The organism is Kitasatospora sp. NPDC001159, assembly GCF_053598235.1.
The window spans coordinates 189,889-208,567 of sequence record NZ_JBSFJV010000001.1 but is presented as its reverse complement, the minus strand read 5'-3'; the positions used below and the strand labels follow the sequence as shown (position 1 = coordinate 208,567).

At 70.8% G+C, this 18,679-nt stretch carries 14 protein-coding genes; 6 read left to right on the top strand and 8 right to left on the bottom strand.

Annotated features, from left to right (window positions below; genetic code table 11):
• The first annotated feature begins 275 nt into the window (after positions 1 to 275).
• Positions 276 to 566 carry a helix-turn-helix transcriptional regulator gene (locus ACWC9T_RS01045; protein WP_449818957.1) on the top strand — a complete coding sequence of 97 codons (291 nt, stop codon included), beginning with the start codon at positions 276 to 278 and terminating at the stop codon, positions 564 to 566.
• 59 nt (positions 567 to 625) lie between these two features.
• Here ACWC9T_RS01045 and clpB read toward each other — a convergent pair whose 3' ends face one another.
• Both clpB and ACWC9T_RS01035 read right to left on the bottom strand, forming a co-directional pair.
• Positions 626 to 3,247, bottom strand: coding sequence for an ATP-dependent chaperone ClpB (gene clpB / locus ACWC9T_RS01040; RefSeq protein ID WP_449818956.1), 2,622 nt, complete (start codon positions 3,245 to 3,247; stop codon positions 626 to 628).
• A gap of 78 nt (positions 3,248 to 3,325) precedes the next feature.
• Positions 3,326 to 4,303: a LysR family transcriptional regulator gene (locus ACWC9T_RS01035; RefSeq protein WP_449818955.1), complete on the bottom strand. Its 978-nt coding sequence runs from the start codon at positions 4,301 to 4,303 to the stop codon at positions 3,326 to 3,328.
• 71 nt (positions 4,304 to 4,374) lie between these two features.
• On the opposite strand from ACWC9T_RS01035, the gene ACWC9T_RS01030 reads away from it, so the two are divergent.
• The 4 genes from ACWC9T_RS01030 (at position 4,375) to ACWC9T_RS01015 (ending at position 9,129) form a co-directional block, all read left to right on the top strand.
• The gene (locus ACWC9T_RS01030) at positions 4,375 to 5,493 is read left to right on the top strand and encodes a TDT family transporter (RefSeq protein WP_449818954.1); all 1,119 of its coding nucleotides are present in this window, start codon (positions 4,375 to 4,377) and stop codon (positions 5,491 to 5,493) included.
• Between the two features lie 677 nt (positions 5,494 to 6,170).
• A complete protein-coding gene (locus tag ACWC9T_RS01025; protein WP_449818953.1) occupies positions 6,171 to 7,163 on the top strand; it encodes a LuxR C-terminal-related transcriptional regulator in 993 nt (330 codons plus the stop codon).
• Complete coding sequence (locus ACWC9T_RS01020) at positions 7,156 to 8,106, top strand: LuxR C-terminal-related transcriptional regulator (RefSeq protein ID WP_449818952.1); 951 nt, start codon at positions 7,156 to 7,158, stop codon at positions 8,104 to 8,106. Before ACWC9T_RS01025 ends, ACWC9T_RS01020 begins: the two co-directional genes overlap by 8 nt.
• Before the next feature lie 57 nt (positions 8,107 to 8,163).
• Positions 8,164 to 9,129, top strand: a complete 966-nt coding sequence (locus tag ACWC9T_RS01015; protein ID WP_449818951.1) for a LuxR C-terminal-related transcriptional regulator — start codon at positions 8,164 to 8,166, stop codon at positions 9,127 to 9,129.
• 215 nt (positions 9,130 to 9,344) lie between these two features.
• On the opposite strand, the gene ACWC9T_RS01010 is transcribed toward ACWC9T_RS01015, so the two are convergent.
• The 6 genes from ACWC9T_RS01010 to dnaK all read right to left on the bottom strand — a co-directional run bounded on the left by ACWC9T_RS01010 (position 9,345) and on the right by dnaK (position 16,052).
• On the bottom strand, positions 9,345 to 9,962 hold the full coding sequence (locus tag ACWC9T_RS01010) for a hypothetical protein (RefSeq protein ID WP_449818950.1): 618 nt from the start codon (positions 9,960 to 9,962) through the stop codon (positions 9,345 to 9,347).
• Positions 9,963 to 10,552: 590 nt separating this feature from the next.
• Positions 10,553 to 11,545, bottom strand: coding sequence for a hypothetical protein (locus tag ACWC9T_RS01005; RefSeq protein ID WP_449818949.1), 993 nt, complete (start codon positions 11,543 to 11,545; stop codon positions 10,553 to 10,555).
• A 215-nt stretch (positions 11,546 to 11,760) separates the two neighbouring features.
• Positions 11,761 to 12,291, bottom strand: coding sequence for a heat shock protein transcriptional repressor HspR (locus ACWC9T_RS01000; RefSeq protein WP_449818948.1), 531 nt, complete (start codon positions 12,289 to 12,291; stop codon positions 11,761 to 11,763).
• 7 nt (positions 12,292 to 12,298) lie between these two features.
• The gene (dnaJ, locus tag ACWC9T_RS00995; protein WP_449818947.1) at positions 12,299 to 13,447 is read right to left on the bottom strand and encodes a molecular chaperone DnaJ; all 1,149 of its coding nucleotides are present in this window, start codon (positions 13,445 to 13,447) and stop codon (positions 12,299 to 12,301) included.
• Positions 13,448 to 13,596: 149 nt separating this feature from the next.
• Positions 13,597 to 14,214, bottom strand: a complete 618-nt coding sequence (gene grpE, locus ACWC9T_RS00990) for a nucleotide exchange factor GrpE (RefSeq protein WP_449818946.1) — start codon at positions 14,212 to 14,214, stop codon at positions 13,597 to 13,599.
• Positions 14,211 to 16,052: a molecular chaperone DnaK gene (gene dnaK, locus ACWC9T_RS00985; RefSeq protein WP_449818945.1), complete on the bottom strand. Its 1,842-nt coding sequence runs from the start codon at positions 16,050 to 16,052 to the stop codon at positions 14,211 to 14,213. The genes grpE and dnaK overlap by 4 nt, the downstream gene beginning before the upstream one ends.
• 292 nt (positions 16,053 to 16,344) lie before the next feature.
• Here dnaK and ACWC9T_RS00980 point away from each other — a divergent pair, with 292 nt between their 5' ends.
• Entirely contained in the window at positions 16,345 to 18,573 is a 2,229-nt protein-coding gene (locus ACWC9T_RS00980; RefSeq protein WP_449818944.1) for a (Fe-S)-binding protein, read from the top strand.
• The last annotated feature ends 106 nt before the right edge of the window (positions 18,574 to 18,679 follow it).

Genomic DNA, 18,679 nt, shown 5'->3' with positions numbered 1-18,679 from the left:
CCCATCCTGCCTCATTCGGGGCCTCGCTCACAGGGGCACCCGGGGGCGCGTCGATCTTCATTTCGGCGCATGCCGGGGCACCGGTCACGCAGGGTGCCCGGCGGTCGGAGGCGGGGCGGCGTGCCGGGCGCGCGTGAGCCAAGTCACGCGCCCGGCGCCCGGGTTCGCCTGCCGTGCCAGCCGGATGCGGTTAGCGTGCGATGGAACTCGCCCTTGGCAACCGCCCTATCGGGTGGGCGAGTTGAGGAGATTTGAGCTGAAGGGGGGAAGTGGGGATGGAGCGTGCGGTGACCGGGGAGGGCGCCTCGCTGGGGACGCTGCTGCGGAGCATCCGGCTGGAGCGGGGGATGACCCAGGAGCAGTTGGGGGAGGCGTCGGGGCTGAGCGTGCGGTCGATCCGCGACCTGGAGCGGGGGGTGTCCTGCCCGCGGGTCTCCACGCTGCGGCTGCTCACCCAGACGTGGAACCTGCCGGACTCGCGGGGCGCCGAGCTGCACCGGCTGGCGCGCACCTGGCGGGACCGCGCGCGGCGCCAGCGGCGGGGCGCGGTCGAGGAGCGGCGGTAACGGCACGGGCCGCTCCCCGCGCCTGAGCACGGGGAGCGGCCCGAACCGGTCCTTCGGGGTTACTTCTCCAGCGGACCGCGACCGCGGACGGTGAGCCGGTCGCCCTCCTCGTCCCGCTCGACCAGGACGGTGTCCCCGTCGTGCACCTGGCCGGACAGGATCGCCCGGGCCAGCTGGTCGCCGATCGCGGACTGCACCAGCCGGCGCAGCGGGCGGGCGCCGTACGCCGGGTCGTACCCGGTGAGCGCCAGCCAGTCGCGGGCGGCCTCGGAGACGTCCAGGGTGAGCCGCCGCTCGCGCAGCCGCTCGCCGAGGCGGGCCACCTGGAGGTCGACGATCCGGCTGAGCTCGTCGGTGCCCAGTGGGTCGAAGACCACGATGTCGTCCAGCCGGTTGAGGAACTCCGGCTTGAACGCGGCCCGGACGGAGTCCAGCACCAGGGCCTTCTTCTTGTCCGCGGGGATGGCCGGGTCGACCAGGTACTGACTGCCCAGGTTGGAGGTGAGGATCAGGATCGCGTTGCGGAAGTCCACCGTGCGGCCCTGGCCGTCGGTGAGCCTGCCGTCGTCCAGCACCTGGAGCAGTACGTCGAAGACCTCCGGGTGGGCCTTCTCCACCTCGTCCAGCAGCACCACGCTGTACGGGCGGCGGCGGACCGCCTCGGTGAGCTGGCCGCCCTCCTCGTAGCCGACGTACCCGGGCGGGGCGCCGACCAGGCGGGAGACCGAGTGCTTCTCGCCGTACTCGCTCATGTCGATGCGGACCATCGCCCGCTCGTCGTCGAACAGGAAGTCGGCCAGGGCCTTGGCGAGTTCGGTCTTGCCGACACCGGTCGGGCCGAGGAACAGGAAGGAGCCGGTCGGGCGGTCCGGGTCGGCGATGCCCGAGCGGGTGCGGCGCACCGCGTCCGAGACCGCCTGTACGGCCTCCGTCTGGCCGATCAGGCGCTGGCCCAACTCCTCCTCCATGCGCAGGAGTTTGTCGCTCTCGCCCTCCAACAGGCGGCCGGCCGGGATGCCCGTCCAGGAGGCGACCACATCGGCTACGTCGTCCGGGCCGACCTCCTCCTTGACCATCGAAGCCGAGGCGGGCCCAGTCTCGTCGTTCGCAGACGCGGCGCGCTCCTGGGCGTCGGTGAGCTCCTTCTCGGCGGCCGGGATCTCGGCGTACATCAGCTTGGACGCCCGCTCGAAGTCCCCGTCGCGCTGGGCCCGTTCGAGCGCACCGTGCAGGTCGTCCAGCCGCTCCTTGAGCTCGCCGACCCGGTTGAGGCTCTTCTTCTCCTGCTCCCAGCGCGCCGTCAGCACGCTCAACTGCTCGTTCTTGTCCGCGAGATCGCGCCGCAGTCGGGCCAGCCGGTCGACCGAGGCCGGGTCCGACTCCTTCTCCAGGGCCAGCTCCTCCATCCGCAACCGGTCGACGGCGCGCTGGAGTTCGTCGATCTCGACCGGGGAGGAGTCGATCTCCATCCGCAGCCGGGAGGCGGCCTCGTCGACCAGGTCGATCGCCTTGTCGGGCAGGAAGCGGGAGGTGATGTAGCGGTTGGACAGGGTGGCGGCGGCGACCAGCGCGGCGTCCGAGATCTGCACCTTGTGGTGCGCCTCGTACCGGCCCTTGAGGCCGCGAAGGATGGCGATCGAGTCCTCCACGCTGGGCTCGCCGACCAGCACCTGCTGGAAGCGGCGCTCCAGGGCCGGGTCCTTCTCGATCCGCTCGCGGTACTCGTCCAGCGTGGTGGCGCCGACCATCCGCAGCTCGCCGCGGGCCAGCATCGGCTTGAGCATGTTGCCCGCGTCCATCGCGGAGTCCCCGCCGGCGCCCGCGCCGACCATGGTGTGCAGTTCGTCGATGAAGGTGACGACCTGGCCGTCGGAGGCCTTGATGTCGTTCAGGACGGCCTTCAGCCGCTCCTCGAACTCGCCGCGGAACTTGGCGCCGGCCACCATCGCGCTGAGGTCCAGCGCGACCAGCCGCTTGCCGCGCAGCGACTCCGGCACGTCGCCGGCCACGATGCGCTGGGCCAGGCCCTCGACCACCGCGGTCTTGCCGACGCCGGGCTCGCCGATCAGCACCGGGTTGTTCTTGGTCCGGCGGGAGAGCACCTGGACCACCCGGCGGATCTCGTGGTCACGGCCGATCACCGGGTCGAGCTTGCCATCCCGGGCGGCCTGGGTGAGGTCGGTGCCGTACTTCTCCAGCGCCTTGTAGGTGCCCTCCGGGTCCGGCGAGGTGACCCGGCCGCTGCCCCGGACGTCCTTGAAGGCGGCGAGCAGCGCCTTGGGCGTCGCGCCCTGCTGCACCAGCAGCTCGGCCACCTGCCCGCCCTCGGCGGCCAGGCCGACCATCAGGTGCTCGGTGGAGACGTACTGGTCGTCCAGGTCGTCCGCACGCTTGCCGGCCTCGGTCAGCACGGCGAGGGTGTCCCGGGCGAGCTGCGGGGCGGCGACCGTCGAGCCCATCGCGCTGGGCAGTGCGGTCAGCTGGCGGCGCGCCTCGGCGTCGACCCGGGCGGCGTTCGCCCCGACCGCCTCCAGCAGGGGCCGGGCGATGCCCTCGGGCTGCTCCAGCAGGGCGATCAGGATGTGCACCGGCCTGACGTCCGGGTTGCCGGCCGCGCCTGCCTGCCGGATCGCGGCGGACAGGGCGTCCTGCGTCTTGGTGGTGAACTTGCTCGCGTCCACTGCTGGGGGATCCTCCCTCGTCGTCCTTCACTGCTGCTACCTACAGCATGCACTAACTTGAGTCTATTCCGCTCAACTTTATGATGCTGAACTTCTTCTCTTCGCGGTCTGGTTCCTCTTCGGGGTCCGGTTCCTCCTCGGGGTCTGACCGACCGCCTGCCGGGTCAGCCCCAGCAGCTCCCGGGCCGGCCCGCGCGGCCGCTGCCCAGCCGGCCACACCGCCCGCAGCGGCCGCCGCAGGTCCAGCTCCTCCGCCAGCGGCACCTCCACCAGCCGCCGGGTGGCCAGCTCCTCCATCACCGTCAGCTCGCTCAGGCAGACCGGCCCCGCCCCGGTCATCGCCGCCGCCTTCAGCGCGGTGGAGGAGGCCAGCTCCAGCCGGGGCTGCGCGGCGCCCCCGTACGGCGTCAGCGCCGTCTCCAGCACCTCCCGGGTGCCCGAGCCGGGCTCGCGCAGCACCAGTGGGGTGCTCGCCAGCTCGGTCGCGGTCAGCGGGGTGCGGCGCCGTGCCCAGGGGTGGCCGGGTGCCACCACGACCACCAGCCGGTCCGCCGCCACCACCGCACCGGCCAGCCCCGGCGGGGTGGACGGGCCCTCGACGAAGCCCAGGTCGGCATCCCCGGCCAGCACGTGCCCGGCCACCTCAGCCGAGTTCGCCGTCCGCAGTGTCACCGCCGTCCCCGGACTGGCCTCGGCCAGCCCCAGCAGCCAGCCCGGCATCAGGTACTCGGCGACGGTCAGGCTGGCCACCACCCGCAGCTTGGCGTCCCGCCGCTCGCGCAGCGCGTCGATCCCGGCGTCCAGCGCCTGCGCCGCCTCCACCACCTGCCGGGCCCACTCGACCACCAGCCGGCCCGCCTCGGTCGGTCGGCTGCCCCGGGGCGAGCGCTCCAGCAGCGGGACGCCGATCTGCCGCTCCATGCCCTTGATCCGGGCGCTGGCGGTCGGCTGGCTGACGCCCAGCTCGGCCGCCGCCCGGCCGACGCTGCCCAGCCGGGCCACCGCGAGCAGCAGTTCCAGGGCGCCCAGTTCGGGAACGTGCGGGGAGAGGGCCATAGGTTCAGGCTATGTCCTCATAGGGTCCGTGGCGCTACCGGCGGTCGGGTTGCCGGGCCAGGGTGGAACCCATGTCCACCTTCGCCGATGTCCGCCCGCTCACCCGCCCCGCCTCCCGTTCCCGGCTCTCCCGGTTCGACCTCGCCCAGCTCGGCCCCAACTGGTACGCCGCCGTGATGGGTACCGCGATCATCGCCAACGGCGCCGCCGCCCTGCCCGTACGGGTGCCCGGGCTGATCGGCTTCGGCGAGGTGGTGTGGGCACTCGGACTGGCCGCCCTGCTGGTGCTGGCCGCGGCCCGGGTGGTCCACCTCGCCCGGCACCGCGGGGCGGCCCGCGCCCAGCTGCTGGACAACCCGGCCACCGCCGTCTTCTACGGCTGCCCGCCGATGGCGCTGCTGGCGGTCGGACTCGGCACCCTGCTGCTCGGCTCCCGGGTCATCGGCACCGGCCCGGCGGTCGCCCTGGACGCCGTGCTGTGGGGCGTCGGCACCCTGTACGCGCTGGCCGCCGCGGGCGGCATCCCGTACCTGATGATCACCCGGCACCGGGTCTCCGCCCTGGAGGCCAACCCGACCTGGCTGCTGCCGGTGGTCGCCCCGCTGGTCGCCTCCGCCTGCGGCCCGGCCCTCGTCCCGCACCTGCTGGCCGGACCGCCGCAGCAGACCCTGCTGTACGGCTGCTGGGCGCTGTTCGGGGTCGGCCTGCTGGCGACCCTGGTGCTGCTGCCGGTGGTGTTCACCGGGCTGTTCCACAGCAAGCTGCCCGCCCTGGCGCTCACCCCCTCGCTGTTCCTGGTGCTCGGGCCGCTCGGCCAGTCCGTCACCGCGATCCACCAGCTCGCCGACGCCGCCCGCCCGGTGCTGCCCGCGCTGGCGCCCGTGATGCTGCCGCTCGCCGAGCTGTACGGCGTCGCGGTGATCGGCGTCGCGATGCTCTGGCTGGCCGTCGCGCTCACCGCCAACCTGCGTGCCCGCAGGGCCGGGATGCCGTTCGCGATGACCTGGTGGGCCTACACCTTCCCGATCGGCACCTGCGTCACCGGCGCCTCCGCGCTCGCCCGACACACCGGCTTCGGCGGGTTCACCGCGCTGGCCGCCGGGCTCTACCTGCTGCTGGCCGTCGCCTGGGTGCTGGCGGCCGGCGGCACCACCGTCGGGCTGGCACGCGGTCGCCTGCTGGCGCGCTGACCGGGCCGGCGCTCCGGTCGGGGGAAGCCCCCGGCTCGGACGTCCCCCGGTTCGGATGTCCCCCCGCTCGGACGTCCCCAGCTCAGGAGCACGCCGCCGTTGCAGGAACGCGCACCTGCAGGATGACCGTGGACAGCCAACCGGCTGCAGGGGGACCCGCCGCCCGCACCCCCCGCTGGCCTCGGCCTTTACCGGAATCCCGCCCGCCGCCCGGGGCGCCGGACCCGCGCCGGAATGCAGGTAACTGCAATTGCGCGAACCTGAACTCCGACGACACTTGTCCGCGGGGCGTCACGCTGTGAGGGTGGAGGCACGCCAAGTCGTCCGGGCAACCGCAGCCCGATGGTGGCGACTTGCTCTTCAGTACTGACCACGGGTGCACGTCCCGCACCCGTGGAACGGGGGGGAAGAGCGCCGGCCGGGGTCCATGTGTGGTGATGGACTCCCGGATCCGGATCCGTCGAGGCGTTGCTGCTCCGCCTCGACGGAAGCGCCTTGGCATTGGCGTGCTGATGGCGGCTCCCGGGCACCCGGTGTGCGACGGCACCCGGGCCCGGGGGCCCGCCGTCCGACCGGTACCGTGAGCACGCCCGGCAACCGGTACCGCACACCCCACGGCTCGCGCGTACGGGCGGGGGCAACACCAGGGGAGACGCGTCCGGCAGGGAGAGTGCGACGTGACGGCGGAACCGGCGGTCACGCCGCACCACGCGGTACCCGCGGGCGAGGAACCCGACGGGGCGGCCCGACAGCTGTACCTGGCGATCATCGCCGAGGGCGGCCGCATCCCGTGCACCGACATCGGCGACACCGACCGCGACGCGCTCCGGCAGCTTCTCGACATCGGCCTGGTGATGGCCAACCGGATGGACCGCTGCTACACCGCCGTCAGCCCCCGCTCGGTCAGCGACCGCGTCGGCGCCGAACTGCGCAGCGAGGCGACCCGCCTGCTGGTCCGCGCGGAGAACCTCCCGGGCGCCCTGGACACCCTCACCCGCGCCTACGACGCGATGCCCCGCCCCTCGGGCCGCTCCGGCGGCGCGGTCTACGTCGAGGGCCACGTCCACATCCGCCAGCGGATCTCCCAGCTGGTCTCGGACTGCCGCTCCGAGGTGCTCACCGCCCAGCCCGGCCACCGGCCCGCCGACACCCTGCAGGTCGCCCTCGCCCAGGACGTCCAACTCCTCCAGCGCGGCTGCTCGCTGCGCACCATCTACCAGCCGGTCGCGCTCGCCGACCCGCCCGCGCTCGCCTACGCCGAGGAGGTCACCCGGCACGGCTCGCAGATCCGGGTCCTCGACGAGCCCTTCCAGCGGATGATCGTCTTCGACCGCAGCGTCGCCGTCATCGCCGCCAACGACGACAACAGCACCGCCGCCTTCATCAGCGACCAGGCGGCCCTCGCCTTCCTGATCGGCGCCTTCGAACGCGACTGGGCCCGAGCCGACACCACCGAGGCCGCCGCCTGCCTCGGCCAGGGCCCCACCCGCACCATCCCCGACCGGGTCGGCCGGCTCCTCGCCCGCGGCCTCACCCAGCGCGCCGTCGCCACCCGACTGGGCCTCAGCGAACGCACCGTCGCCGCCCACATCTCCCGGCTGCGCGACCGGTACGGCGCCCAGACCCTCTTCCAGCTCGGGTGGCTGATGAGAGGCTCCCGCGATGACTGACGAGCCCGGTCCGGCCGAGCGCGCCCTCTACCTGGCCGCCGTCCGCGGCGACGGGCGCCTGCGCCCCGAGGAGCTCGCCCCCGCAGACCGCCCCACCGTCGCCGCCCTCGTGGCCCGCGGCCTCCTCACCCCGACCGCCACCGGCTACACCGCCACCAACCCGCGGGCCCTCAGCGACCGCCTCGGCGTCGAACTCCGCACCCGCGCCACCCGCCTGCTCCTCCACGCCGAGCGACTCCCGAACACCCTCGGACCGCTCACCCACGCCTACGAGGCGGTCCGCCGACCTGGCGGCCCCGGCGGCCCGGACGGCTTCGGGCCGGAGACCGTCGAGTTCGACACCACCATCGACATCCGTCAGCGCATCTCCGAGCTCGTCTCCGAGTGCAAGGAGGAGATCCTCGCCGCCCAGCCCGGCCCGCGCCCCGTCGACGGCCTCCAGACGGTGCTCGCCCAGGACCTCTCCCTGCTCCGCCGCGGCTGCTCGATGCGCACCCTCTACCAGCCCGTCACCCTCACCGACCGCGCCGTGCTCCGCCAGATCGCCCTGCGCACCCGACAGGGCGCCCGGGTCCGGGTGCTCGCCGAACCCTACGAACGGGTGCTGGTCTTCGACCGCTCAGTGGCCGTCATCCCCGCTGCCGAGGACCGCAGCCGCGCCGCGTTCCTCACCGACCCCACCACCGTCGCCTACCTGGTCGCCCACTTCGAACGCGACTGGGCCCGCGCCACCCCCGCCGACCGCCACCTCGACTCCCCGCACCCCACCACCGTCCGCATCGGCCGGCTCCTCGCCCGCGGCCTCACCCAGCGCGCCGTCGCCACCCGACTGGGCCTCAGCGAACGCACCGTCGCCGCCCACATCTCCCGGCTGCGCGACCGCTACGGCGCCCAGACCCTCTTCCACCTCGGCTGGCACCTCCGGGGACAGCGCCGTGACTGACCCCACCGCTCCCCTCGCCACGCTTCCAACCCAGCCGGCAGAAACGGGAGAACAGCCATGACCGACCACAGCCTCACCCTCCCCGACGAAGCCGCCCGCGAGCTCTACCGCGCGATCCTCCGCGAGGGCGGCCGCATCCGGATCGCGGACATCCCGGAGCCGGACGCGGCGACCGTACAGAGGCTGCTGGACCTGGGCCTGCTGAAGCCGTACATCTCGGACGGTGTGCTCAGCGCGGTCAACCCGCGCTCGGTCTCAGCCCGGATCGCGGCCGACCTGCGCGCGACCGGCACTCGTCTGCTGGCGCAGGCCGAGAAACTCCCCGATCTGCTCGGTGATCTCACCGCCGCCTACGACACCGCTCCTCGGCGCCACGACCGCACCGGCGCCATCCACATCGTTGAGGGTTCCGAGAACATCCGGCACCGCATTTCCCAGCTCACCGAGGAGTTTCGCCACGAGGGGCTGTCCCTCCAGCCCGGCGGGGCCAGACCGGCGGGTGCCGCCGACGACATCGTGGAACACGCCCGTCGCTATCTGGAGGGCGGCGGCTCGATCCGTACCATCTACGAAGCGGCGGCTCGATTTGACGGCCCGACGGTTCGGCTCGCGGCCCGGCTGACGGCGGCCGGCGGTCACATCCGGGTCGCACCGTTCTCGTTCTCCAAGATGATGATCTTGGATCGGGCGGTAGCCGTCATCCCGGCGTCGGCGGAACTGGACCGGGCGGCGTTCGTGGAGGACTCGGCCACCGTCGTGTTCCTGGCCGAGGTCTTCGAGCGCTATTGGCAGCTGGCCGAAGGCCTGAACTGGGCGGCCCTGGCCTCAGGTTCCATCGACGCGTCCGCCCACAAGCAGGTCGGTGACCTGCTCGCCCTGGGCCTCACCCAGCGGGCGATCGCGAGTCGGCTGGGCTTGAGCGAGCGGACGGTGGCCGCCCACATCGCCCGGCTGCGCGAGCTGTACGACGCCGAGACGCTCTTCCAACTCGGTTGGCAGATGAGAGCGGCCCGAGATACCTGAGCCGGAAGCGATCTGCCCGGGCCGCCGCTTGCCGCTCGGCCGACGGGCTCCGCCCGGGGGCTCACGCAGCGGGCGATCGCCGGCCGCAGGGGGCCGAGCGAGCGGACCGTGGCCGGTCACATCGCCCGCTGCGTGAGTTGCACGACACGGAGACGCTGTTCCAACTGGATCGGCGGAAGCAAGAGCCCGGAGGGGGTCCGGGGGGTGCGCTCTGCTCAGCCGGTGGCGGCGCCGGTCGGCCAGTAACCGGGGACGGAGGACTGCTGTCGGGGGACGTTGAACTGCTCTCCGGGCGCGGTCCAGAAGCCCTCGCGCAGGGAGAGCGCCATGCCGGCCCAGTCCAGGGCGGTCTCCACCGTGTGGTTGAGGGCCTCCTGGGACCAGGTGTCGTCGAAGACCAGCGGCAGGACGGGGGCGACCTGCTCGATGGTGGCGATCAGCGGGTTGTGGGTGATGGCCTCGTCGACGAGCAGGACGATCGGCTTCCGCAGGGCCGACGCCCAGCCCAGCTCCAGGCTCACGCCGGCCGAGAGCGGGGCACCGACGTAGGCGAAAACCAGGTCGGCGGACTGCAGTGCGCGGAAGTCGGACGGCACCCGGGGCTCGGGGGCGCGGCCGGCGACGGTCCAGGCGTCGCTGTGGTGCGCGCTGTACACGGCGGCACCGCTGCGGAGCAGGGTGGTGCGGAGCGTCGTCAGCCGCGTCCGGCTGGCGAGGGTCACCACGCTGTCCGCCGGGCCGGTCAGCCGCATCAGCGGTGCGGCCAGGAACACACGTGCACGCCGACCCTCAGGGGCCTGGCTGTCGTTGTGACGCAGGTAGGGCTCGGTCATGTCGACTCCGGGGAAAGGCCGACCGGGTAGGGGATGCGGTGCCGGTGGGCGCTGCGGTTAGTTGCTGCTTCAAAAAAGCTGAGGAGATCAGACAGAAATTGACGGTACAGCGGCAAGTTTGGCTTTCCCACTGCATCATCGGGGGCGAAATGATCGTCTATCAGCGGTCGCAGCCCCGTCCAGCGTCCCGCCCTGTCATCTGGATGACTGGCAGAGAGATGACGCTCTCCGTGCCGTCGGGGAGATGACACCACTGCGAGGTCTGCGGCATCATGTGGACGCTAGTGCTATTAGATCCAGCTCACGGAGCTCTAGAGAGAAGAAGGGGTGGGTCCGTGTCTCGTATGTACCGACACGTCCGCACGGTTGCGCTTTCACTTGTCCTCGGCGCGGCTGTACTGGCTGGGGTTCAGGCCACTGTCGGCAGTGAGCACGCCGGGGTCTCCACCACTGCGGCAGCGGCCGTCAGCGACGACATCCACTGGTGAGCCAAGGTCGATTGGCTCACCGGAGCCAGGGGCTGAGTCCGTATCGGCCGTACTGACGGCCGGTGGATGGTGCTAGGAAAGCCGCTCCTTGAAGAGCGTTTCCTATTCGTTTTCTTGTCGGGGGGAGCGGCCTAGCACATAGCCAAGTTGGAAGAGGGAGTCGACGTTGTGCGCCTCCCTCATCTCGGCGATATGCCGGGCGAGTGTCCGCTCGCTGATGCCGAGCCGTCGTGCAATGACGCGATGGTTCGTTCCGGAGAGCAGGAGCTCGATGATGGTCTGTCGTAGTTGCGACACGACCTGACGCGGGACGGTGCGGTCCCCCTCGAACTCAAGCGCCCTGTTCCAGCTTCGCTCGAAGACCTCCTCGGCGAGGAAGTTGATGACCGCGGGGTCGTATATGAAGGCGGCGATGTTATCGCCCGCGACGGGAATCACCGCCAGCTGTCGATCGACCACGATCAGCCGGGTGTAGGGCTCGTCGAGGGTCCGGAACTGCCAACCCGCCATGGCGAGCTGTGCCACGTAGTCCCTGGTCGGCTGGTGGTACCGAGTGCTGGCGTGATAGATGGTCCGCATCGACGCGCCATGACGGAGCATGTCGAGGTCGCGGTCCAGGAATGCGGTCAGCAGCTCGGCTGGGCGCGGGCCGCCCGGTTGCATGGCGAGCCCCTCCGTCCACCCGCTGGCCGCGGATTGCTGAAGCCGCTGATTGATCAGGGCACGGCCTCTGACGTACTCGATGGCTCCCCCGGATTGGTTCGGGGCGTGGAAAGCCTCGGCGAGTTCGCCGAGTTCCGTCGGCAGCGCCACCGCGCGTGACAGGAGATCGAGGGCCTGTCGTTGCCATGCCGAACTCAGACTCGCCGAGAGCTGTGTCGGATCGACGGCGAAATAGGCGTCCGGCTCTTCGTTGTCGAGAATTAGCAGTCCAAGGTCCAGCAACTCCTGGAGGGCGGAATCCTCACCCGAAGCGGAAGGACTCCGGCTCAGCCGGCCGTTCTCGCTCACGGCTTTCAGATAGAGCGTGCGGGCATCCTCCGACAGGATGCGCAGTCCGCCTGGCGCGGCACCTGCTCCTTCTCGCCCACTCATTCTTGGCTCCTTGTGTTGACCGGACAAGTTAGTCAACGCGACGGATGGCTACTGCAACAAGGATCTTAAGCGGCACGCAGGGTCCGGCTGGTGAGTCGTCCTGGGCATCGAGCGGTTGACGCTCCATGCCGCAGCACTCTCTCACCACACGCCAGCCGCCGGCACCCCCCGAACAGGAGGGAGCCGGCGGCTGGCGAGGTGAGCAGTGCCCCGGGTCAGCGCTTGGGGCGCCAGACGACGAGGGCGCTGGACTGGGGGGTGGGGGGCTGGTACGGGACGAGGTCGCGGCGGTAGGAGGCGTGGACGGCGGCCTCGCGCTGCTGGAGGGCGGCGGCGGCGCCTTCGAGGGAGTCGACCAGCTCGGTGATGCGGGACTGGAGGGCGGTGACCTGGTTCTCCAGCTCGATGATCCGCTTGATGCCGGCCAGGTTGATGCCCTCGTCCTGGGAGAGCCGCTGGACCTCCCGCAGCTGCTGGATGTCGCGGGCGGAGTAGCGGCGGCCGCGGCCGGCGGTGCGGTCGGGGCAGACCAGGCCGAGGCGGTCGTACTGGCGCAGGGTCTGCGGGTGCAGGCCGGACAGCTCGGCGGCGACCGAGATGACGTACACCGGGGTTTCCTCGGTGAGCACGTACTGCGGCGGGGCCGAGGCGGTGCGACGGGTCGTGCGGCGGGGGCCGTCGCCCGGCAGGCCTTCGCCGATGCCGGGGCCGATCGGGCTGTCGGGGGTCATCGGGTTCGGGGACATCTGGTCGTCACGCTCCCTTCGCCGCCCGGAAGAGGGCGGCTCGCGGGTCGTCGGAGACGGTGGCCTCGCGGTACTGCTCCAGGGCGTTCAGCGCGTCGCCGGTGACGTGCTGAGGCACCACGACCTCGACGGTGACGAGGAGGTCGCCGCGGGTGCCGTCCTTGCGGGTGGCGCCCTTGCCGCGGGCGCGCATGGTCAGACCGTTGGCGCTGCCCGGGGGCAGCTTGAGCTTGACGGCGGGGCCGCCGAGGGTGGGCACCTCGATGGTGGCGCCGAGGGCCGCCTCGGGGAAGGTGACGGGGACGGTGACGGTCAGGTTGTCGCCCTTGCGCCCGAAGACCGGGTGCGGGTCGACGTGCACGGTGACGTAGAGGTCGCCGGGCTGGCCGCCGCGCTCGCCCTGGGCGCCCTTGCCCTTGAGCCGGATCCGCTGGTCGGCCTGGACGCCGGCCGGGATGCGGACCTGCATGGTGCGGGCGGAGCTGGCCCGGCCGCTGCCGTGGCAGTCGGTGCACGGGTCGTCGACGATCATGCCCCGGCCGCGGCAGTCCTTGCACGGCTCGGAGAGCGCGAACGCGCCCTGGCCGCGGCTGACCGTGCCGGCGCCGACGCAGGTCGGGCAGACCCGCGGGGTGGTGCCGGACTTGGCGCCGGTGCCGTTGCAGGCGCGGCAGGGGGCCTGGCTGGTCATCCGCAGTGGGACGGTCGCGCCGTCGACCGCCTCTTCGAAGGAGAGCGTCACCTCGGTCTCGACGTCGGCGCCGCGCCGGGGCTGGGCCTGCCGGGTGCCGGTGCGGTTGAACAGGCCGCCGAAGACGTCGCCGAGTCCGCCACCGCCGCCCTGGTTGCCGCTGAAGAGGTCGCCGAAGTCGAAGCTGTAGCTGCCGGTGCCGGGTCCGCCGGTGCGGAAACCGCCGTTGGCGAAGAGGGTGCGGGCCTCGTCGTACTCCTTGCGGCGCTTCTCGTCGGAGAGGACGTCGTACGCCTCGGAGATGTCCTTGAAGCGTTCCTCGGCCTTGGTGTCGCCCTTGTTCGCGTCCGGGTGGAACTCGCGCGCCAGCTTGCGGTAGGTCTTCTTGATCTCGGTGGCAGTGGCGTCCTTGGGCACGCCGAGGACCTTGTAGTAGTCCTTCTCGACAAAGTCCTTGCCGCTCATGGCCTCCGCCACCTCCCGATGTCCATCGTCACTGCGCTGTCAACAGCGAGGCCCGCAGAGCCCACTGCTGACAGCGCGCTGCGGAGCCGGCCGCCGTATTGGCCGGCGTACGACTCCGCAGCGCACTGGTTGTCAGCTGTCACTGGTTGTCAGCTGTCCGAGCCACCGTCGGCCTTGTCCGTGTCGGCGGACTTCGCGTCGGCGTCCGGGGCGGACGCCGTCTGGGTGCCCGGCTGGGGCTCCGCCACGGCGACCATGGCGGGGCGGATGATCCGCTCGCCGATGCGGTAGCCGGGCTGGAGGATCTGCACGCAGGTGTCCTCGGTGACGTCCGAGGAGTAGCTGTGCATCAGCGCCTCGTGCTGGGTCGGGTCGAAGGGCTCGCCCTCCTTGCCGAACTGCTGCAGGCCCAGCTTGGCGACGACCGTCTCCAGGGACTCGGCGACGGACTTGAAGCCGCCCGTCACCTCGCCGTGCTCGCGGGCGCGGCCGATGTCGTCCAGGACCGGGATCAGGGACTCCAGGATGTTGGAGACCGCGATCTCGCGGACGGTCAGCCGGTCGCGCTCGACCCGCTTGCGGTAGTTCTGGTACTCGGCCTGCAGGCGCTGCAGGTCCGCGGTGCGCTCGGCCAGCTCGCGCTTGGCCGTGGCGAGCTCCTCGGAACCCTCGCCGGCACCGGCCGCCGCGGCTTCCTCGGCAGCCTTGATCACGGCCTCCTCGGTGGAGTCGTCGCCGGGCTTGCCGCCCTGCGGCTTGTCCGTCATGCCGACGCACCGCCCTTGGGCTTCTCGTCGTCCACGATCTCGGCGTCGACGACGTCGTCTTCCTTGGCCTGGGCGGACTCGCCGGCCGCGGCGGCACCGGCGGCGTCGGCGTTGGCGTACAGCGCCTGGCCGAGCTTCTGGGCGGTGGTGGAGACCTTCTCCGAGGCCTCGCGGATCTTCGCGATGTCCTCGCCCTTCAGGGCCTCCTTGAGCTCGCCGATGGCGGTCTCGACCTCGGTCTTGACGTCGGCCGGCAGCTTGTCGGCGTTGTCGGCGATGAACTTCTCGGTCGAGTAGACGAGCTGCTCGGCGGAGTTGCGGGTCTCGACGGCCTCGCGGCGCTTGTGGTCGTCCTCGGCGTACTGCTCGGCCTCGCGGCGCATGCGGTCGACCTCGTCCTTCGGCAGCGAGGAGCCGCCGGTGACGGTCATCTTCTGCTCCTTGCCGGTGCCGAGGTCCTTGGCGGCGACGTGCATGATGCCGTTGGCGTCGATGTCGAAGGTGACCTCGATCTGCGGCAGGCCGCGCGGCGCCGGCGGCAGGCCGGTCAGCTCGAACATACCGAGCTTCTTGTTGTACGCGGCGATCTCGCGCTCGCCCTGGTAGACCTGGATCTGCACGGACGGCTGGTTGTCCTCGGCCGTGGTGAAGATCTCGGAGCGCTTGGTCGGGATCGTGGTGTTGCGCTCGATCAGCTTGGTCATGATGCCGCCCTTGGTCTCGATGCCGAGGGACAGCGGGGTGACGTCCAGCAGCAGGACGTCCTTGACCTCACCCTTGAGGACACCGGCCTGGAGCGAGGCGCCGATGGCGACGACCTCGTCCGGGTTGACGCCCTTGTTGGCGTCCTTGCCGCCGGTCAGCTCGCGGACCAGCTCGGCGACGGCCGGCATACGGGTCGAGCCACCGACCAGGACGACGTGGTCGATCTCGGAGAGCGAGATGCCGGCGTCCTTGATCACGTTGTGGAACGGGACCTTGCAGCGCTCCAGCAGGTCGGAGGTCAGCTGCTGGAACTGGGCGCGGGTGAGCTTCTCGTCCAGGTGCAGCGGGCCCTCGGCGGAGGCCGTGATGTACGGAAGGTTGATCGAGGTCTCGGAGGACGAGGACAGCTCGATCTTGGCCTTTTCGGAGGCCTCGCGCAGACGCTGCAGGGCCATCTTGTCCTTGGACAGGTCGACGCCGTGGCCGGCCTGGAAGACCTTGACCAGGTGGTCGACGACGCGCTGGTCCCAGTCGTCACCACCGAGGTGGTTGTCACCGTTGGTGGCCTTCACCTCGACGACCCCGTCGCCGATCTCCAGCAGGGAGACGTCGAAGGTGCCACCGCCGAGGTCGAAGACCAGAATGGTCTGGTCGTCCTTGTCCAGGCCGTACGCGAGGGCGGCCGCGGTCGGCTCGTTGACGATGCGCAGGACGTTCAGGCCCGCGATCTCGCCGGCCTCCTTGGTGGCCTGGCGCTCGGAGTCGTTGAAGTACGCCGGGACGGTGATGACGGCGTCGGTGACGGTCTCGCCCAGGTACGCCTCGGCGTCGCGCTTCAGCTTCTGCAGCACGAAGGCCGAGATCTGCTGCGGCGTGAAGTCCTTGCCGTCGATGTTGATCTTCCACCCGGTGCCCATGTGGCGCTTGACCGAGCGGATGGTGCGGTCGACGTTGGTGACCGCCTGGCGCTTGGCCACCTCGCCGACCAGGACCTCGCCGTTCTTCGCGAAGGCGACGACGGACGGCGTGGTCCGCGCGCCCTCGGCGTTCGTGATGACGGTGGGCTCGCCACCCTCGAGAACGCTGACGACCGAGTTCGTCGTGCCGAGGTCGATGCCGACCGCGCGTGCCATCGTAGATACCTCCACGGAAGAGTTGAGCTTTACGGGCTCAAGCATGCATGAGGCTCGCGAGCGAGTCAACAGGATTGAGCTGTCCCGACTCAACTTTGCTGCGGCGGTGATTCCCCTCTTCCGTTTTGCTCCGAATGGATGAGTATGGCCTTACGTGACTGCCGCCATACCTTGAGCACCTTCTGAATCGGTGCTAACGGGCGGTAAGGTCCGGCCGGTGGGTGGTTAAGTTACCCACGAGTACACTCGACCGACGTATACCTTCACCGCCGCTGGAGTACGGAGAAGCCGGATGCAGCTAGCAGCGATCGTCATCTCACTGGGCACGACCGTGGTCGGCGTGGCGCTGTTCGCTCGTGCCATCGCGCAGATCTACCGGTTCGTCCGGCTCGGCCAGCCCGTCCCGAAGGGCGCGCGGATCAACGACCCGGTGGCCCGCACGGTAACCCTGATCCGTGAGTTCCTCGGGCACACCCGGATGAACAAGTGGGGCGTCGTCGGCATCGCGCACTGGGCTGTCGCGGTCGGCTTCTACGCGCTGATCCTCACCCTGGTCGGCGCGTTCGGTCAGCTCTTCGACCCGGACTTCGAGGTCCCGGTCGTCGGCGACTGGACGCCGTACCTGGTGTTCCAGGAACTGCTCGGCTTCGTGACCTTCCTCGGCATCGCGGTGCTGACCGTGATCCGCCAGCTGAGTCTGCCGAACAAGGCGGGCCGCAAGTCCCGCTTCGCGGGCTCCAACATGGGCTTCGCGTACTTCATCGAGGCGGTCATCCTGGTCATCGGCGTGGCCATCCTGACCCTGCGCGGCTTGGAGGGTGCCCAGCTGGGGGTCGACCACTACTCGGTCGCGTACGTGGTCTCGTACCCGCTGGTGAAGCTGTTCTCCGGACTGAGCGTCGGCACCCTGCACAACCTGCTCTGGCTGGTCGCGACGATCAAGATCTCCGTCTCCTTCATCTGGATGATCACGGTCTCGCTGAACACCGACATGGGTGTGGCCTGGCACCGCTTCCTGGGCTTCCCGAACATCTGGTTCAAGCGCAACGCCGACGGTGCCGTCGCGCTGGGCGCGCTGCAGCCGATGACCTCGGGCGGCCAGCCGATCGACTTCGAGGACCCGGCCGACGACGCCGTCTTCGGCGTCTCCCAGGTCGAGCACTTCTCCTGGAAGGGCATCCTCGACTTCTCCACCTGCACCGAGTGCGGCCGCTGCCAGTCGCAGTGCCCGGCCTGGAACACCGGCAAGCCGCTCTCCCCGAAGCTGCTGATCATGAGCCTGCGCGACCATGCCTACGGCAAGGCGCCGTACCTGCTGGCCGGCGGCGGCAAGGACATGGAGGGCACCGAGCAGGCCACCTCCGAGCAGCTCAAGGACGTTCCGGCGGGGGCGCTGGCCGAGGCCGAGCGCCCGCTGATCGGCACCGCCGAGGAGAACGGCGTCATCGACCCGGACGTGCTGTGGTCCTGCACCACCTGCGGCGCCTGCGTCGAGCAGTGCCCGGTGGACATCGAGCACATCGACCACATCGTCGACATGCGCCGCTACCAGGTGATGATCGAGAGCAACTTCCCGACCGAGGCCGGGACGATGCTCAAGAACCTGGAGAACAAGGGCAACCCGTGGGGCATGGCCACCAAGGCCCGCCTGGACTGGGTCAAGGAGCTCAAGAAGGAGACCGGCATCGAGGTGCCGGTGATCGGTGAGGACATCGATCCCGCCGAGGTCGAGTACCTCTACTGGGTCGGCTGCGCCGGTGCCCTGGAGGACCGCGCGAAGAAGACCACCAAGGCCTTCGCCGAGCTGCTGCACACCGCGGGTGTGAAGTTCGCCATCCTCGGCAAGGAGGAGACCTGCACCGGTGACTCCCCGCGCCGCCTGGGCAACGAGTTCCTGTTCCAGATGCTCGGCGCGCAGAACGTGGAGACGCTGAACGCCGCGCTGGAGGACGCCCCGACCAAGCGGATCGTGGCCACCTGCCCGCACTGCTTCAACACCATCGCCAACGAGTACCCGCAGCTCGGCGGACACTTCGAGGTGATCCACCACACCCAGCTGCTGCAGCACCTGATCGACGAGGGCAAGCTCGTCCCGGTCAACCCGGTCGAGGGCCTGATCACCTACCACGACCCCTGCTACCTGGGCCGCCACAACAAGGTCTACAGCCCGCCGCGCGAGATCATGGACAAGGTCCCCGGTCTGCGCCAGCAGGAGATGCACCGCCACAAGGAGCGCGGCTTCTGCTGCGGCGCCGGCGGCGCCCGGATGTGGATGGAGGAGCGCATCGGCAAGCGGATCAACACCGAGCGCGTGGACGAGGCGCTGTCGCTCAACCCGGACATCGTCTCCACCGCCTGCCCGTTCTGCCTGGTGATGCTCTCCGACTCGGTCAACGGCAAGAAGAACGAGGGGGCGGCCAAGGAGCACCTGAAGGTGGTCGACGTGGCCCAGCTGCTGCTCGACTCGGTGAAGGCGACCCCGCCGGCCGAGACCGAGGAGCCTGCGACGGTGGACGCGTAGCGACCGCTGTTCGACGGTTCTGCTACAACTGCCCGGCCCGGTGGACGCAGTCAACGCGCCCGCCGGGCCGGGCTTTTGGCGCCCGGGCCGACGGCCGGGGATACGG

Coding starts and splice junctions, on each gene's coding strand:
- ACWC9T_RS00980 (WP_449818944.1), top strand. CDS start 16,345: ATGCAGCTAGCAGCGATCGTCATCTCACTGGGCACGACCGTGGTCGGC.
- ACWC9T_RS01035 (WP_449818955.1), bottom strand. CDS start 4,303: ATGGCCCTCTCCCCGCACGTTCCCGAACTGGGCGCCCTGGAACTGCTG.
- grpE (WP_449818946.1), bottom strand. CDS start 14,214: ATGACGGACAAGCCGCAGGGCGGCAAGCCCGGCGACGACTCCACCGAG.
- ACWC9T_RS01020 (WP_449818952.1), top strand. CDS start 7,156: ATGACTGACGAGCCCGGTCCGGCCGAGCGCGCCCTCTACCTGGCCGCC.
- ACWC9T_RS01045 (WP_449818957.1), top strand. CDS start 276: ATGGAGCGTGCGGTGACCGGGGAGGGCGCCTCGCTGGGGACGCTGCTG.
- ACWC9T_RS01005 (WP_449818949.1), bottom strand. CDS start 11,545: ATGAGTGGGCGAGAAGGAGCAGGTGCCGCGCCAGGCGGACTGCGCATC.
- dnaK (WP_449818945.1), bottom strand. CDS start 16,052: ATGGCACGCGCGGTCGGCATCGACCTCGGCACGACGAACTCGGTCGTC.
- dnaJ (WP_449818947.1), bottom strand. CDS start 13,447: ATGAGCGGCAAGGACTTTGTCGAGAAGGACTACTACAAGGTCCTCGGC.
- ACWC9T_RS01010 (WP_449818950.1), bottom strand. CDS start 9,962: ATGACCGAGCCCTACCTGCGTCACAACGACAGCCAGGCCCCTGAGGGT.
- ACWC9T_RS01030 (WP_449818954.1), top strand. CDS start 4,375: ATGTCCACCTTCGCCGATGTCCGCCCGCTCACCCGCCCCGCCTCCCGT.
- ACWC9T_RS01000 (WP_449818948.1), bottom strand. CDS start 12,291: ATGTCCCCGAACCCGATGACCCCCGACAGCCCGATCGGCCCCGGCATC.
- ACWC9T_RS01015 (WP_449818951.1), top strand. CDS start 8,164: ATGACCGACCACAGCCTCACCCTCCCCGACGAAGCCGCCCGCGAGCTC.